At 62.6% G+C, this 15,711-nt stretch carries 18 protein-coding genes; 9 read left to right on the forward strand and 9 right to left on the reverse strand.

What is annotated here, in order from left to right; translation table 11 throughout:
• Position 1: 1 nt before the first annotated feature.
• Genes AB7D48_RS04610 through AB7D48_RS04650 form a run of 9 tightly spaced genes read right to left on the reverse strand, consistent with a single transcriptional unit; the run spans position 2 to position 9,344 of the window.
• Complete coding sequence (locus AB7D48_RS04610) at positions 2-805, reverse strand: flagellar motor protein (RefSeq protein ID WP_427976152.1); 804 nt, start codon at positions 803-805, stop codon at positions 2-4.
• Positions 802-1,365, reverse strand: a complete 564-nt coding sequence (locus tag AB7D48_RS04615; RefSeq protein ID WP_427976153.1) for a sigma-70 family RNA polymerase sigma factor — start codon at positions 1,363-1,365, stop codon at positions 802-804. Before AB7D48_RS04615 ends, AB7D48_RS04610 begins: the two co-directional genes overlap by 4 nt.
• Positions 1,358-3,448 carry a flagellar biosynthesis protein FlhA gene (locus AB7D48_RS04620; RefSeq protein WP_427976154.1) on the reverse strand — a complete coding sequence of 697 codons (2,091 nt, stop codon included), beginning with the start codon at positions 3,446-3,448 and terminating at the stop codon, positions 1,358-1,360. The genes AB7D48_RS04615 and AB7D48_RS04620 overlap by 8 nt, the downstream gene beginning before the upstream one ends.
• Positions 3,441-3,704 (reverse strand): flagellar biosynthetic protein FliQ, encoded by a 264-nt coding sequence (locus AB7D48_RS04625; protein ID WP_427976155.1) that lies wholly within the window; start codon positions 3,702-3,704, stop codon positions 3,441-3,443. The genes AB7D48_RS04620 and AB7D48_RS04625 overlap by 8 nt, the downstream gene beginning before the upstream one ends.
• Entirely contained in the window at positions 3,701-4,966 is a 1,266-nt protein-coding gene (locus AB7D48_RS04630; RefSeq protein WP_427976156.1) for a FliM/FliN family flagellar motor switch protein, read from the reverse strand. Before AB7D48_RS04630 ends, AB7D48_RS04625 begins: the two co-directional genes overlap by 4 nt.
• Positions 4,959-6,440, reverse strand: coding sequence for a flagellar hook-length control protein FliK (locus AB7D48_RS04635; RefSeq protein WP_427976157.1), 1,482 nt, complete (start codon positions 6,438-6,440; stop codon positions 4,959-4,961). The genes AB7D48_RS04630 and AB7D48_RS04635 overlap by 8 nt, the downstream gene beginning before the upstream one ends.
• Complete coding sequence (locus tag AB7D48_RS04640; protein WP_427976158.1) at positions 6,440-7,468, reverse strand: flagellar motor switch protein FliG; 1,029 nt, start codon at positions 7,466-7,468, stop codon at positions 6,440-6,442. Before AB7D48_RS04640 ends, AB7D48_RS04635 begins: the two co-directional genes overlap by 1 nt.
• A complete protein-coding gene (gene fliF / locus AB7D48_RS04645; RefSeq protein ID WP_427976159.1) occupies positions 7,461-8,990 on the reverse strand; it encodes a flagellar basal-body MS-ring/collar protein FliF in 1,530 nt (509 codons plus the stop codon). The genes AB7D48_RS04640 and fliF overlap by 8 nt, the downstream gene beginning before the upstream one ends.
• A 54-nt stretch (positions 8,991-9,044) precedes the next feature.
• Positions 9,045-9,344, reverse strand: a complete 300-nt coding sequence (locus AB7D48_RS04650; RefSeq protein WP_427976160.1) for a flagellar hook-basal body complex protein FliE — start codon at positions 9,342-9,344, stop codon at positions 9,045-9,047.
• A 298-nt stretch (positions 9,345-9,642) separates the two neighbouring features.
• Here AB7D48_RS04650 and AB7D48_RS04655 point away from each other — a divergent pair, with 298 nt between their 5' ends.
• The 9 genes from AB7D48_RS04655 (at position 9,643) to AB7D48_RS04695 (ending at position 15,694) form a co-directional block, all read left to right on the forward strand.
• A complete protein-coding gene (locus tag AB7D48_RS04655) occupies positions 9,643-10,014 on the forward strand; it encodes a response regulator (protein ID WP_427976161.1) in 372 nt (123 codons plus the stop codon).
• Between the two features lie 12 nt (positions 10,015-10,026).
• On the forward strand, positions 10,027-10,482 hold the full coding sequence (locus tag AB7D48_RS04660; RefSeq protein ID WP_427976162.1) for a hypothetical protein: 456 nt from the start codon (positions 10,027-10,029) through the stop codon (positions 10,480-10,482).
• Positions 10,483-10,719: 237 nt separating this feature from the next.
• Positions 10,720-11,070 (forward strand): flagellar basal body rod protein FlgB, encoded by a 351-nt coding sequence (locus AB7D48_RS04665; RefSeq protein WP_427976163.1) that lies wholly within the window; start codon positions 10,720-10,722, stop codon positions 11,068-11,070.
• A gap of 16 nt (positions 11,071-11,086) precedes the next feature.
• Positions 11,087-11,530 carry a flagellar basal body rod protein FlgC gene (gene flgC / locus AB7D48_RS04670; protein WP_427976164.1) on the forward strand — a complete coding sequence of 148 codons (444 nt, stop codon included), beginning with the start codon at positions 11,087-11,089 and terminating at the stop codon, positions 11,528-11,530.
• A complete protein-coding gene (locus AB7D48_RS04675; protein ID WP_427976165.1) occupies positions 11,530-12,216 on the forward strand; it encodes a flagellar hook assembly protein FlgD in 687 nt (228 codons plus the stop codon). Before flgC ends, AB7D48_RS04675 begins: the two co-directional genes overlap by 1 nt.
• On the forward strand, positions 12,213-13,436 hold the full coding sequence (locus AB7D48_RS04680; protein WP_427976166.1) for a flagellar hook protein FlgE: 1,224 nt from the start codon (positions 12,213-12,215) through the stop codon (positions 13,434-13,436). Before AB7D48_RS04675 ends, AB7D48_RS04680 begins: the two co-directional genes overlap by 4 nt.
• 3 nt (positions 13,437-13,439) lie before the next feature.
• Positions 13,440-14,183, forward strand: a complete 744-nt coding sequence (locus AB7D48_RS04685; RefSeq protein WP_427976167.1) for a flagellar hook-basal body complex protein — start codon at positions 13,440-13,442, stop codon at positions 14,181-14,183.
• A gap of 30 nt (positions 14,184-14,213) precedes the next feature.
• Entirely contained in the window at positions 14,214-15,008 is a 795-nt protein-coding gene (gene flgG, locus AB7D48_RS04690; RefSeq protein WP_427976168.1) for a flagellar basal-body rod protein FlgG, read from the forward strand.
• Positions 15,005-15,694 carry a flagellar basal body L-ring protein FlgH gene (locus AB7D48_RS04695; RefSeq protein ID WP_427976169.1) on the forward strand — a complete coding sequence of 230 codons (690 nt, stop codon included), beginning with the start codon at positions 15,005-15,007 and terminating at the stop codon, positions 15,692-15,694. The genes flgG and AB7D48_RS04695 overlap by 4 nt, the downstream gene beginning before the upstream one ends.
• Positions 15,695-15,711 lie beyond the last annotated feature (17 nt).

Here is a 15,711-nt window from a genome sequence, read left to right on the forward strand (position 1 = left end):
CTTACGCCGCCTGGGAGGCGCTTTGCGGCGCTTCCTGTTCGGCCGCCGGCTCGGCCTTGGCGGCGGGCGAGTCGGCCAGATAGCTTTTCAATGTCTGGCGGATCATGATGCCAGGCTTGCCTTCCGCCAGCAGCACGAAGCCATGGATGACCACATGGCGCTCACGTTCCAGGTCCGCGGCGATGGATTTGAGCCGCGCGCCCAGGGGCAAGGCGATGAGATTGGCAAACCCCACGCCGTAAATGGTGGCGATGAAGGCGGTCGCGATGCCCTCGCCAAGTTCTTCGGGATGGTCGAGCCGCATCATCACATGCACGAGCCCCAGCACCGCGCCCAGCACGCCGATGGTGGGGGAGTAGCCGCCGATGGCTTCCCAGACATGGCCGGGCTGTTCCTGCTTGCGGGTCGTATTGTCGGCGGCGCTGCCGAGCATGGCGGCGAAATCCTCCGGCGGTGTATTGTCCACGATCATTTGCAGGCCCTGGCGTTCGAAATCGTCTTCCACGCCGGGAATTTCCTGCTCCAGCACCAATGTGCCGAGGCCGCGCGCCTTGGCGGACCAGTCCGCGATGCGGTCGATAAAGCTGTGCATGTCCGTTCTGGGGGGCTTGGCCAGCCACATCACGGCCTTGAGGCCGGTCATGAACGGGCCGAAGCCGAATTGCAGCAGGCAGGCCGAAACGGAACCGCAGATGACGATGATGAAGGCCGTCAAATTCAACAGGGAGGTGAGCGGCACGTGGTCCGCCATCGCGCCGCCGATGATGACGAGAATCCCGAGCAATAGCGTGGCCAGATTTATCAAGACACGAATTCTCCTCGTTGCGCGGCATTGATCTGCAAGGCGAGCGTCTCCAGCGCCCGCTTGCGCAGCCGTGAGGCATAGCCTTCGCTGATATCCAACACGCTCGCGATTTCCCGATTGTTAAGTTCGTCATAAAAATGTAGCGCCAGCACCCGGTATTCGAGCTGGGGCAGGGCACGCAGCGCTTCCACCAGCAAGGCGCGGTTATCCGTGCGGGTGAGCGAGGCCAAGGGGTCTTCTGGTCCGTCGCCACCCTGCTGCGCGGCGTTTTCCACCGTCTCGGTGTCGAAAACAATTTCCCCGCGCCGGCGCGTGCCTTCGCGCCGTAATCCGTCGATCATCGCCCCCTTGATGCGGCGCGCCGCGAAAACCTGGAAGCTGACGCCGTGGCCGGGGTCAAAGCGCTGGGAGGCCTCCATCATGCCGATGGCGCCCCATTGCAGCATCTCCTCCAGATCCGCCCAGGGCATGCGCGCTTTCAGCAACAGCGCCATGCGCTTGATCCAATCGCCGTAAAGCGCCGTCAGCGCCTTGCCATCCGGGGCGGGCTGCTCAGCCATTGGCGGGCTCCGCCGTGTGGATGACCTGCAATGCCGCGGTTTCGGGAATTTCTTCCAGGGCGATTACCGGGATCGTCCCATGTACGCATTTGGCCACCGCGCGGCGCATCGCGGCTTGGACCACCAGCACGGGCTTGGCGCCGCGCGCGCGCATGGCCTTGGCCGCCTGCCCAGCGGCCTGACGCAGATGCGCCGCGGTTTCGGCCTCTATCTCGCCGTTGGCGCCATCGCGCGCGGCGCGCAGGGATTTGGTGATCAGCTCTTCGAGCTTCGGTTGCAGCACGGCCACGCGCAAGACCGGATCCGTGCCGGTGAACTGGCTGACGATGAAGCGCCCCAGCCGCAACCGCACGGCGGCCAGTAATTTTTCAGGGTCCTTGGCCCCGCCATCGGCGGCTTCCACCAATGCCTCGGCGATGCGCTCAAAATCCCGTACCGGCACTTCCTCGGCCAGGAGGCCCTGCAGAACCTGCCGCACGATTCCGACGGAGACCATGGCACGCAGATCCTCGGCCAGGCGGGGCGTGGTTTCCGCCAGCCGCGTCATCAGCCCTTCCACCTGCGGGCGGCCCAGCAACTCGGCGCCGTAGCGTTTCAGAACCTCGGCGAAATGGGTGGCGATGGCGGAGGCCGCGTCCACCACCGTATAGCCAAGCTCTTCCGCCGCTGGAATGGCGCCTTGCGGAATCCAGGCCGCGTCCTGGCCAAAGGCGGGGTCTTTCACCGGGCGGCCAATGCTGAGCTTTTCCACGACCATCGGTCCCTCGATGGCGAGCCATTGGCCTGGCCAGGCCTCACCGCCGCCGATCGGCGCGCCGCGCAGGGTGAAGCGGTAGCCATGGGCGGGCAATTCCGAGGAATCGCGTATATGCACGGCGGGCACCAGAAACCCCATGGCGCGGCCGTAACGTTGGCGCACGGCGGTCATGCGCCCGAGCAGCCGGCCTTCCCCCTGCCCCACCATCGGCGCCAGGGCGAAGCCGATATTCATGCCCAGCGGATCCACGCCGGAGACATCCGTCAGGCTGTCCGGCTTGACCTCCGGCTTCGCGTCGGCTGCCTCGCCCGGTTTTTGGGCTGCTCCTTGCCGCGTGGCCTCGGGACTCACGCGCGACAGCCGCCAGGCGCTCACGCCCAGTGCGCCGCCCAGAAGCAGGAAGGGGATATGCGCCATTTCCGGCACCAGCCCGATGGCGATGGTGATGGCCGCGGCGATGGCCAGCGCCTGCGGGTATTTGGAAAGCTGGGATTTGATCTGCGCGCCAATATCCTCTCCGGTGGCGACGCGGGTGACGACCAGCCCCGCCGCGACGGAAATGGTGAGGGAGGGGATTTGCGCGGCCAGCCCGTCCCCCACGGTCAGCAGCGTGTAGGTGCGCGCCGCGTCTGCCAGGGGCAGGCCGTATTGCAGCGTGCCGATGACCAGCCCGCCCACCATGTTGACGACGAGAATGACCATCGCCGCGACCACGTCGCCGCGCACGAATTTGCTGGCACCGTCCATGGCGCCGAAAAAATCCGCCTCGCGCCGCAAGGCCTCGCGCCGCCGCTCCGCCGCTTGGGGAGAGAGGATGCCCGCGTTGATTTCGGCATCGATCGCCATCTGCCGGCCGGGGAGGCTGTCCAGCATGAAGCGCGCGGAAACTTCCGCCACGCGCGAGGCGCCCTTGGTGACGACGACGAAATTGATGATGATGAGAATGATGAAGATGATGCCGCCGACAACATAATTGCCGCCAACCGCGAACTGGCCGAAGGATTCGATCACATGCCCGGCCGCGCCCGGCCCGGTATAGCCGTTGAGCAGAATGGCCCGCGCGGTGGCCACGTTCAACGCCAGGCGCATCAGCGTGGTGGCCAGCAGCACCGAGGGGAAGGATGAGAATTCCGCCGGAGACGGAATGTAGAGAGACGCCCCAAGAATCACCAGACCCGCTGAAATATTCAAGGCGAACAGAAAAGAGATGGCTGGCGGCGGTAGCGGCACCGCCAGCATCACCAGCACCAGCAGAATGACCAGCGGGCCGGAAAGCTGGGTCAGGCTGAAGGCGCGCGGGCGCGTGAGGGAGAGGGCGTCAGCCATGCAGCAAGCCCGGAATCGCGTTGAACAAGCGGGTGGCGTAATGCTCCACCCCGCCGATCATGAAAGGCCCGGCGATGGTGGTGAGGGCCGCCACGCCCCCCAGCTTGAGCACGAAGGGAATGGAGGCTTCGCGCACTTGCGTCGCGGTTTGCAGGATGCCCGTGGCAAGACCGATCAGCAGCATCGTCAGCAGGACCGGCCCGGCGAGTTCGGCAAAGGCGATCCAGGCGCCCATGTTCACGCCATTATCGCTCATGGCGTGGCGTCTTCCTCATTATTGACGGCATCTTCGGTCAGGGCGGTGACGCGCACGCCGTAACGGTCGTTGGTGACGGCCACGACCTCGCCATAGGCCAGCTTCTGGCCATTGGCGAAAATGGCCAGGGGTTCGCCGATCGTCTGGTCGAGTTGCAGGATTTGTCCGTGGCGCAGGCTGCGAAGATCCTTCACGCTGATTTGAGTCCGGCCCAGCTCCACCGTCACGGCGACCTGAACCCGGTCCAGTACGTTCTTGGCGGTGACGGCGGCGGCGCCGCGCGGTTGCGCCTGCAGGCGCTCCAACTCCACGCGCTCAGGTTCGACGAGCCTTTCCGCGCCGGTGAGACGTTCTTTTTGTTCGGTCATTCCGCTGTCTCCTTCCTGTTCGACAACATTCACCCGGCAGCACACATGGCCGTCTTGCTGGCCATAATCGGCGATGAACAAATCCACCCCGCCGCCCATGCCCACCGCGTGCGGCCATAGCGTGACGGGCAGCAAATCCCCCGGCCGCAAGGCTTGAAACATGGCCAGGGGAATCTCCGCCCGGGCCAGTTCGAAGCGCAGCTCCACCGGTGTCATGTCGGTCAGCATGTCGACGCCCGCGGCCCAGCCCGTATCGGTGCCGCGCCCGCCCAGCAGGCCGGATTGGTGGGCGATCTTTGTTTCCAGCGTTTCGAAGGCGGCATAGGGTACGATGACCCGGATGGTGCCCGAGCCAAGCTCCGTCTCGAAAATGCCGGTGACGGCAATCATCCAGTCCTGGCCTTCGGCGATGGCGAGCATGCCGGTGGCGTTCTCGTAGGCGATGGCTTCGAGATTCAGAGGCACGATGGGCGTGAAGGTCTCGGCGATGGTGGTGAAGGCGAGATCGACGATCTGCCGCCCGACCCGTGTTTCCAGGGCTGAAAGCTCGTAACGTTCGAACGGGTGCGCGGCGGTGGCGCCGCACATCGCATCCACCATCGCGCCGATCAGGTCGCCGTCGATCGCCAGCAGCATGCGCCCGCGCAAGGGGGTGAGTTCCGAGATGCCGGCCAGCATCACTTCCGGTAATGCCGACATGGCGGATTCATGGCTGATGACATTCTGGATGCAGGAGAGAAGCTGCACGGAATGGCGCATGCGCTGAAACAGCACGAAGGCGACCTGTCGCATGAACCGGTCCGCCAGCGTCTCCATGAGGATGGAGCGCAGCAACGGCGCGCGCATCGGGTCGAGAAGGTCGAGGGTCTCGGCATTTGGGTCTTCGTCAAGCATAGGCGCTTAACCCCGCCGGGGTGGCCTGGGACTCGGCGATGGTCAGGCTGGCGGCGGGTTGGCGGGACGGTGTGTAGCCGCCCTGGCCGTTTTGGCCGCTTTGCTGGGAGAACTGGCCGCCCACCTGCGCTTGGCCCAGGCTCAGGCCGGATTGCGCCAGGGCGCCTCCCAGGTTGGACAGGGAGGATTGCAGGAGTTGCGCGGCATCCGCCGTGCTGGGCACGAACAGCACGTTCACCTGCCCTTGGCCATTGAGCCCGACCTGCACGGAGAGATGCCCCAGCCCAGGCGGGTCGAGCCGCAGCACGGTGCCTGTTTGTCCGGATTGGTGCAGAGCCGAGACCGTGGCCGCGAGCGCCGCGGGGCCGATATTCGTGCTGTCCATGCTGACGGTGCTGTTTGCCGTGATGGGGCCCGCCGTGGCGGTGGCGGTGCTCGTCAGGGCGGGGGCGGCCAGAGCGGCCTGGCTGGCGGTGGCGCCGGACAGGGACGGGTCGGCTGGATTGCCGGTTTTGGATTTTGTTTCCGCGCTGCCTGCTGCCGGCATGGTGGACGCGCTGAGCTGCCGCAGGGCGGCGCGCGTGGCCAGCGCGTCGGCGGTGCTGAGGGAGGATGAGGTGCTGGTGGGCTGAGTTGTGGCGGAAAGGGACGTGACCGATCGGCTCGCCGCCATGCGCGGTGTGGTTTGCGTATCCGCCGCCGTGCCGCCGGACGGGCTGACGGTGGTGGGGGTGAGCATGTTCGCGCTATTGGCGGTGGCGCTGCCGGCCGTGGAGGGTGCGATGGATTGGCTGGCGCCCGCAACCGTGTTGGCGGGGGTTTGAGAGGTGCTTGCGGGGTGTGTGCTGGATCCATCGCCGGATGCGGGCGCGGATTTTTTCGCCTCGTTGCCGGGGCTGGCGGTGGAGCCGGGTGCATCCATGGTGTGCGCGGTTTGCGTGATGTTCACGGCTTTGGCGCTGGTTTCGGCGCTGTCCACGCCTGCCGGGGGGGTGGTCGTGTCCGCTGTCTGTTTCCGTTGCGCGGCGGGCGGCTCCATGGTGCCGGCTGGCGCGCTTGCCGGCATGGCGGCGGGGTTGATCTGGTCGGTCTTGCTTTTTTTGTCGTCTTTCTTGTCCTTCTTGTCCGTGCCGTTTGGGCCGTTCAGCTCGTTTGCGGCGGTGGACAGGTTGGTGGTGGTTTGCGTTGATTGAGCCTGTGTTGTCGCGGTCTGTTTGGCGTTGGCGGGCTTGGCGGTGCCGTCCGTGTTTTTGGCAGCCTGTGCGGCGGCGATATTATGAGTCGCACCCTGATCTGATTGCGCCTGGTCTGCTTGCCCTTGGTCTGCTTGGTCTGCGCTGGCCGTGCTGTTCCGCGCCGCGCTGCTTTGCGCGCCGTCGAGGGAGGCTTGCCAAGCGGAATGATCCACTGGCGTGGCGGTTTTGGCCGTTGGCGCGCTGCTTTGCGTGACGGAGAGGGTTTGCGGGATGGGCATCAGACCATCTCCTCTGTGGTATTGATGGTGATGCGTCCTTCCGCCCCCAGCTTGAGCGCGATGTCGACGATCTCGCTTTGCGCCGCGAGCGCGTCCGAACGCCTGATCGGCGGGCCGCTGGTCAGTTCCTCCTTCAGGACTTCCACCTGCCGGGAGGACAGATTTTCGAAGAAGCGCTCGCGCAGCGCTTCGTCCACGAGCCGCAATGCCGGGGCCAGCTTGTCCTGCGGGACTTCCCGCAGAAGAAGTTGCATGGAACGGTCTGGAAGCTTGCCAAGATCGATGAAGGTGAACAGATTCTCCCGGATTTTTTCCGCCGTCTTGGCGTCGCGCTGGTCGATCGCGCCGAGAACATTGTCCGACATGGCGGATGGAAAATGATTGAGAATATCCGCCGTTTGTTTTGCACCGCCCAGATTGGCCACGCGCCGCCCGCCGGCGCCGGTTTGCATCGCCAGCTCGTCGAGCATGTCGCGCAACTCCTTTACCACGCTTGGCGAAACGACATCGAGATTTGAAAACCGGTACAAAGCGTCCGCCGCCAGTGATTCCGGCAGAAAGGTCAACAGATTGGCGCCCATCTCGTGCGGAATATGGGCCAGCAGCAGCGCGATGGTTTGCGGGCGTTCATGGGCCATCTGCATCGCCAGGGTGCGCGCATCGGTATTGGGGGGAAGATAGAAGGTCGAGCGGCGCTCATGGCGGCGCAGCCGGTCGAGAATCTCCTTTGCCTGGTGCTCGCCCAGCGCGTTTGTCAGCACCCGGCCGAGAAACTTCATGCCGTCTCCGCCGATCGCGGTAATGCCGAGATCCGCCGCAAAGGACAGCATGATGTCTTCGCGCAGTTGGGGCGTGACGCCCTTGAGGGTCGACATCGCCATTGAGATGCGGCTGACCGCCATCTCGTCCATTTCCCGCAGCACGGCGGCGGCGGTTTCCTCGCCAAGTTCACGCAGAACCATGGCGGCGCGCTCGGGGCCGGTAAGGGCGCCGGCGGGAGCAGGGAGTTGCTTTGGTTCCTCAGTCATTTTCCTCGGTCCAGCTTTGCAGAAGCCGTGCGACGCCCGGCACGTTCTCGGAGGCTTGTTCACGCAGTCCGGAGAAATCCCTGGGCGGCGGTATGGTTGGCAAAGGTCGCTGCGCGGGCGGCGGCGGGGGCACCAGATTCTTGAGGTCTATGTTGGCAAGCCGCCGCCCGGCGGGCAAAGCGAGGCCAAACAGCAAGGCCAGTGCGGCCAGAAGTTCGAGCGCGGCATGGGTCAACGGGCTGGCCGCCGCGATCATTGGGCTGCTGCCCAACGCCTCCGCCGGTTTTTGGAATGGGGTGGCGAGTACGTTCACCTTGACGTCGGGATAGGCGAAGGCGGCGGTGATCGCGGCCTTGATCTGGTCCACTGTCAGGTCTTTTGGCAGGGCGCTCTGGTTCAGCACCACGGAAACAGCGATGGATTTCACCGCCCAGTCCGGTTTGGTGATGTCGCTGTCGGTTTGGTCGGTGACGAATGTCTGGTCGAGATCCTTCGAGGTCCGGCTGGGCAACGGCGTGCTGTTGTTCTTCTGTTCCTGGCCAGGGGGTTGGCCCTGTGTCTGGCCCTGTGTCTGGCCTTGAGGCTGGCCCTGGGTTTGGGTGGCGGCGGGTTGCGCCGCCGGCGCGGTGCCGGCCGTCGTTTTGCCGGGTGGCTCGTTGGACAGGGCGCCGGGAATGCCGATGGCGCTGTTGCTGGGGCCTGTTTGCGTCGATTGATTGTCGCGCGAGCGCGCCACCATCTGTGATGGCCCATAAGTGACCTGATGAATGCGGGCCTGGGTGAAATCCATGTCGGCGGAAATATCCGTGCGGAAATTCCCCGCCCCCAGGAGCGGGATCAGTAGCCCGGCGACCCGCGCGGCGGACATCGCCTCGATCTGGGCCTGGGTCGCGAATTGCGAGCCGGTGTTCATCGTACCGCTGGCCGGATAGACCGTGCTGCCGGAGGTCGTTACCACCGTCACATCCTTTGCGGCCAGTCCCGGCACCGCGCCCGCCACCAGCTTGGCGATGGTTTCGCCTTGAGCGGCGGCCTGCGTCTGGTCGGCGTCCACCACCACGGAGGCGGCGGGTTTGGGCTGGCTTGCCAGAAAGGGTGTTTCCGGCGGCAGGGCCAGAAAGACCTGCGCGCTGCGGATGCCGTTCATCGCCTCGATGGATTGCTGCAAGGTGAGTTGCAGCGCTTGCGTCGCCATGGTCGATTGCGCGAGGTCCGATGCCGTCATGGGCGCGTTCTCAAGCTGATTCCAGGCGTTTTGCGTGCTGGAACCAGGGATGTCCGCGGCGCCGAGCTGCAAGCGCGCCTGAGCCAGCTGCGGTGCTGGAACCATGATGACATTCCCCGCCGCCTGCAACTGATAAGGAATGCCGAGTTTTTGCAGATGCGCGATGACCTTGCCGCCGTCGGCGGGAGACAAGCCCTCGCTCAGAACCGCGTAAGGCGGGCCGGATAATTCAAGCCATAGCGCCACGCCCAGCGAGGCCAGGACCGCGCCGCCCGCCACCCAGAACAGTTTTGGCATTTTGCCGGCCCGATCTCGTATCCATGCCGGAATGTCCCGCCAGTTGCGCATGGATCAGAACTGCATGTTCATGACCGCCTGATAGGCGGAGACCACCTCGTTCCGGACGGCCACGGTCGCGTTCCAGGAGACTTCCGCCCGGTCGCTGGCGACCAGGGCCTTGCCGAGCGTGGCCCCCGGGACGCCAGCGGCGTAGCCCGCCTCAGCGCTGGTGGCGCTGGCCTGCTGGGCGCTCACGCCCTGCAGCGCATCGTTCACCAGACTCAGGAAATCGCCTGGCTGGGCGACGTTTTTGGTCTCGCTGGCGCCACCGATGGTGGGCAGGGCGCCAATGGCCGCTATGCTTGAAATCATTCACGGTTCCTTTTGGTGTGAATGCGGGCGGATGATCCGCGCGGCATGTACCGGCCTTGAATTCCGCCGTGCTCCGAGACCGGAACGGATCCGGAAATTTTTTTGCACGGAAGAGGAAAACTTGGCCCATGCCGCACGATTAAACGTGCAATCCTAAGCAATTCTTAAAAACACAAATTGCCACGGAGAGATGCGCCGCTGCTCCGTTCTTAACCCGGTTTCAATACTTCCGGTGCAAGCTTTGGAGGTCTTGCGTAAATTGGGTTGAGTAAATTTAGTTGAATGGAGCGCCGTTCCCATGCCGACCATCCTCGTCCTCGACGATTCCGCCACAATGGTGATGAGTTTGTCTCATATTCTCAAAGGCGCCGGTTACGACGTCGAGACAGGCATGAACGGTCGGGAGGGTATCACCAAGCTGGCGGACGGCGTGAAGCCTTCTGTCATTCTGACCGACTTGAACATGCCCGAGCTGGATGGAATCGGTTTCATCAAGGAAGCCCGCAAGATCGCCTCGGCGCGTTATACGCCGATCATTGTTCTCACAACGGAGTCGGGCGGGCGTAAGCGCGACGAGGCGCGGGCCGCCGGGGCTTCCGGCTGGCTGACGAAGCCGGCGGAACCCAATCAGCTCCTCTCCGTCGTCAAACAGCTTTGCCCACTGAAATAACAGGTATATCCGATGAGCGGCGCCACGGACGAGACGGAAGCGAATGAGAAGCTGGTTTGCGCCATTCTGGCCGAGCAGGTGGCCCATCTACGGGACAGGATGGACGCGAGCGAGGCGTTCGACCTGCTTTGGCGGACATCGGCTTTATTATCCTGGCTGTCGGGGCTTTTAGGGCATGCCGATCTTCATACCGGGCATGTCAACCCGATTTTGGAACGGGAACGGACGGAGGCCGTTGCCGAAATCGCCGAAATCCGCCGTCAGCTCGATAATCTCGCCTTCGTGCAGGCTCAGCGCCAGGATTTCGCGCGGCAGATCGCCAATTGCGTGATCGTCGCGTTGGAGCGGCTGTCCGAGGCGCGTATGCCGGAAGGCACGCATTTCGCTTCGTCGGATCTCGCCGCGCTTTATGTCAGTGACGATCAACGCAAGTTGCACGAGGATGTGTTGCGGCGCCTGCGCGGATGATTGTCAGGTTGTTTTCTGGTTGATGCCCGCATCCTCAGGATGCGGGTTTTTTGTGAATTGGTCCTGTCCGGGAAAGAAACCTGATTTATTTTCGAATATAGAAAACCGGGCATGTGGCATGGCCAAGGGATGCCATGCGTTTTTTACCAGTTCTTAAGTTTGTCTCTGTAGATCTTGCTTAGGCGCTTTTGACCGGCGCGAAGACGGGCCTCGCCCGAAGCGGAAAAGGCAGCGGACATGCAGGTTGGGTTTTTGGATTTTTATGGCGGTGTATTGAACGTCCGGCAGGACCGCGCGGATCTCATCGCCAATAATATCGCCAATGCCGACACGCCGAATTACAAGGCCGTGGACGTATCCTTCAACAGCGCGCTGGCCAATGAGATGGGTGTGGATACGGGGGGGGATGCCGGGCCGCAATATCGTCAGGATGATGTTGTCGGCTTGAACGGAAACGATGTGTCCCTGGATGGCGAGCGCGTGGAAGCCGCGCAGAACGGGCAGCAGATGCAGGCCGCCGCGGTGTTTCTGCGGCAATCGACGACGGATCTCATCACCGCGCTACGCCCCAATCCGAGCGGGAGCTGACAGGAGGTTTCACGAAATGAGCGGTATTTTTTCAATCATCGGCAGTGCCCTCAACGCGCAGGATCTACGATTGGGCGCGATTTCATCCAACCTCGCCAATGCCTCGTCCGTGGCGGCGCCTGGAGAACAGCCTTATCGCGCCCATGAGCTGGTTTTTCAGGCCCAGCCCGTGGCCGATGGCGAAGGGGGTAATGGCGGGACGGACGATCTGTCCGGCGATTCTCAGCTCGGTGTGCAGGTTGTCGCCACCGTGCAGAGCAATGCGCCGCCTACCCGAAAATATGACCCTGGCAGCCCTTATGCGGACCAAGCCGGTTATGTCACCTCGTCCAATGTCTCGCCGGTGGATGAGATGGTGAACATGATCGACAGCTCCAACTCCTATTCGGCTTCGGTGGCCATGTTGCAGCAGGCGAGTCGGATTGATCAGCAAATGATTAGCAGCTTTCAGGTGACATGATGACAAGCCTCGCAACCAGCACGGCCAGCAGCGCCAATGCCACTTCCGTCGCGGCGTCCACCACGGCCAGCACCGCCTCGTCCAGCAGCGCGGCCAGCCTGACCCAGGATGATTTTCTTCAGCTTTTGACCGCACAATTGAAATATCAGTCGCCGACATCTCCCGCCGATCCAACTCAGATGACAGAGGAGTTCGCCTCAATCTCCACGGTGGATGGCATCAACCAGCTCAATACGCAGCTTAGCTCCATCGCCACCTCGAACGGTGCCTCGCAGATTGCACAGGCATCGTCCCTGGTTGGACGTCAGGTCGCCGTGAGCGGAAACAGCCTCATCGCGGATTCAAGCGGCAAGGCCGAAGGGGCGTTCAGCCTGCCCGATGCCACTTCCAGCACCAATGTCACCATTCTCAACCCCAATGGCAGCATCGCCACCACGCTCAAACTTGGCGCCCTGGGCGCGGGCCAGCAGAGTTTTAGCTGGAGCGGCGGCACCCCCGGAACGGATTACAGTTACGAGATCTCCGCCGCGGATGAAACGGGCAATGCTGTCTCCGCCACGCCCTACACGGTTTACAATGTGCAGGGCGTGAATCTGTCGAGCGGATCTCCGACCCTCAATGTCGCTGGGTCGGCAACCGCGCTACCTGTTTCTTCCGTCCAAACCGTTCTTGGAGCATCCTCATGACATTGCAAACGGCCCTTTCCGGCTTGCTGGGCGCGCAAACCGGCCTCAACACGGTTTCCAACGATCTGGCCAACGCCAATACCACGGCCTTCAAAAGCCAGACGGCCTTGTTTCAGGATGTATTTCCGGCGAATGCCACCGATACGCCAGGTATTGGCACGGCCCTGGAAGGAATTTCCACGGACATGACCCAGGGCAATCTGACCTCCACCGGCAATTCGCTGGATGCGGCGATTCAAGGCAATGGTTATTTCATCGTTTCCAATAACGGGTCGCAGCAATATACGCGCGACGGTGCCTTTCAGCTCAGCTCCACCGGGCAAATGGAAACCCTCAATGGCCAGTCTCTGCTTGGTTATACCAGCACCAATGGTGTGCTGGGTTCCACTCTGGGGCCCATAACCATCAATACAGGCGCCGTGGCCGCCAATGCCACCACGCAGATCGGCGCGACGCTGGATCTCAATTCCGGCGACACGACCATTCCATCGACCACGACTTTCGACCCGACGGATTCTTCCACTTACAGTGAAAGCACCTCGGTGGTGACGTATGATTCCCTGGGCAACGCCAATCGCGTGCAGCTTTATCTGGTCCAGAACCAGCCCGCGACTTCCGGTGCCACACCGAGCTGGACGGTTTATGCCCAGCCGCAATTGGCGGACGGTAGCGCTGTCGGTTCGCCGCAGAATTTGACGACCTTGGATTTTTCCTCCTCTGGCGCGCTGACTTCCGGCAGCCCGGCCACTCTGAACGTGAATTGGGGCAATGGCGCGGCGGCTTCCAGCGTGGCGTTCAATTTTTCCGGCACAACCTTGTCCGCGCAGGATTTCGCCGTGGCGGGCATTACCAATGACGGGTTCGCGCCGGGCAGCTATACGGGAAGTTCGATCAGCGCGGATGGATCCATCGACGCCACCTATTCCAATGGCCAAACCGTCAGCGCGGGTAAAATCGCGCTGGCGAATTTCATCAACCCTCAAGGTTTGACATCGATTACCGGAAATCTTTACTCGGCCAGCAGCAGTTCTGGAGAGGCGCTGGTGAACACACCAGGCAGCGGTCTCGCGGGCAGCTTGTCCGGTGGAGAGCTGGAATCGTCCAACGCGTCCACCTCCTCGCTGCTGGTGTCGTTAATTCAATATCAGCAAGCCTATCAGGCCAATACATCGGTCATCCAGACCGAGCAGCAAGATAGCCAGCGTTTGGTGCAGATCTAACCGATGTACGCGGACTCCCTCTATACAGGCATGGCGGGATTACAGGCCATCACCGCGCGAATGCAAGCGGTGGCCAGCAATCTCGCCAATTCGCAAACTCCTGGATACGAAGCTGTCCAGGCTGTTACCGAGGCGCAGCTTTACCAGGGCACCAACGCCCCCACTGGCGGCGATGCGACCGTGGTGACGCTGGGGCCGGATACCAAGCCTGGCCCGTTGCGGCAGACGGGCGATCCTATGAATGTCGGGATCGGTGGCGATGCCTGGCTGCAAGTACAAACCGCCAATGGCACGGCGTTGACGCGCGACGGCTCGCTCAGCATTTCCGCTGCCGGCATTCTGACCGATTCCGCCGGCGACCCCGTGCTGGGCACCAATGGCACGCCGATTAGCTTGCCGTCGCTCGCCAAGCTGCAAATCGGAACGGATGGCACCCTTTCCGGCGTTCCATCGTCCGACACGAGCGGCAACGCCAGAAAGTTCGGCCAGATCGCGCTGGTGGAAACACCTTCCGGGACGCTCTCATCGCTGGGTGGGTCATTATATCAGGCGCCCGACGGAACAAGTTTCACCCCGGCGCGGGATGCCTCCTTGCATCAGGGTTATCTGAATGACAGCAATGTCGATCAGACCACCGCGATGATGCAGATGCTGGATAGCAGCCGGTCCTATCAGATGCAGACGGACCTCATGAAATCTCAAAGCAGTGCCTCGCAGGATCTCAACAATCTGCTCGCGCAAGGATGATGGCCTCATGTTGAACAGAGGAGCGGCAAGATGAACCACGCCTTGGACACCATCGCCACGGGTCTGGCGGCGAGCCAGACGATGATGGATACGATCGCGGATAATCTTTCGAACGTGAACACGACCGGTTTCAAATCGGAAACACCAGAATTTCAAACCCTGTTATATCAGGACGGCATTCAACCCGGAGCCAACTCCACGGGGCAGACGGTCTATCCTTCCGGGCTGGAGCTTGGCACGGGCGTCAAAGTGGCTTCCATCAAGGACACGCTCACCCAAGGCACGTTGACCAGCACCGGCAATCCGCTCGATCTCGCCATCAACGGTTCGGGTTATTTTCAGGTTCTGATGCCCAACGGGCAAACCGCCTATACGCGCGACGGTGCGTTTCAGCTCAACTCCACGGGGCAACTCGTCACCTCCTCAGGCTATCAGGTCTTGCCCAACATCACCATTCCCAGCAACGCCACCTCTGTTACCATCGGCACGGATGGCACGGTCTCCGTCACCTTGCCGGGCTCTTCCACGGCTTCGCAAGTGGGACAGATCCAGCTTGCGAGTTTCGTCAATCCCCAAGGGCTTCAGCCCTTGGGCGGTAATCTTTATGCGTCCACCACCTCTTCCGGCACCGCCGTCAATGGTGCGCCGCAGAGCAATGGGCTTGGTTCGGTGAATCAATCCTATCTCGAAGCCTCGAATGTCGATGTCGTGCAATCGATGGTCAATATGATCTCGGCGGAGAGGGCCTATCAGCTCGGCACGCAGGTCGCGAGCGCGATCGACAACCAGCTTAATTACCTGGCCCAGGCCGCCGCCGGCGCATGAGGCGGGCGGCACCCTTCATGTTGCCGGCCGGCTTGCTGGTGGCCGGGTGCCAGACGGTGGCGGCCCCACCGCCAACCCTCGTGAAGCCAGCCGCTTTTCCGGTGGCGGTCGAGGCGCCAGCCACCGCGCAGGACGGGTCCATTTTTCCATCTTCCACCTCGGGTTCCCTGTATGCGCCGCGGCGGGATTGGCGGATCGGCGATCTTGTCACCATCGACATCGTCACCAGTAGCACCGCCAGCAACACAGACGATGCCGCGCTCAAGCGCACCGGGACGATCAACGACGCCATGACCAGTTTCATGGGTGTGCCGATGAGCTTCGGCCATATCAATGGCGGCAGCCTGGCACCGGAAATCGGCGCCAGCTCGGATCAGGAATATACCGGCACCGGCTCGGCCACGGCGGCCAATAATATCACCGGCCAGGTCGAGGCGGTCGTCACCAATGTCGATGCCAATGGCATCCTGGCGCTGGAAGGGCGCACCAATGTGAATGTCAACGGCAATGTCACGTCCATCGTCGTCACTGGCTACGCGAGTCCGGACGACATCGCCGCCAACACAACCATCAGTTCCAATCAGGTGGCAGACATGAATGTCCAATATGTCGGTGTCGGGCCGATCAATGGCGCGCACCAATTGCCCTGGCTGCAACGCGTGCTCAACAAGGTGGCGCCTTTCTGATGCGCCGGCGTGGCTTC

Origin of the sequence: Acidocella sp. (assembly GCF_050253495.1) — a bacterium.
Lineage (GTDB): Bacteria > Pseudomonadota > Alphaproteobacteria > Acetobacterales > Acetobacteraceae > Acidocella.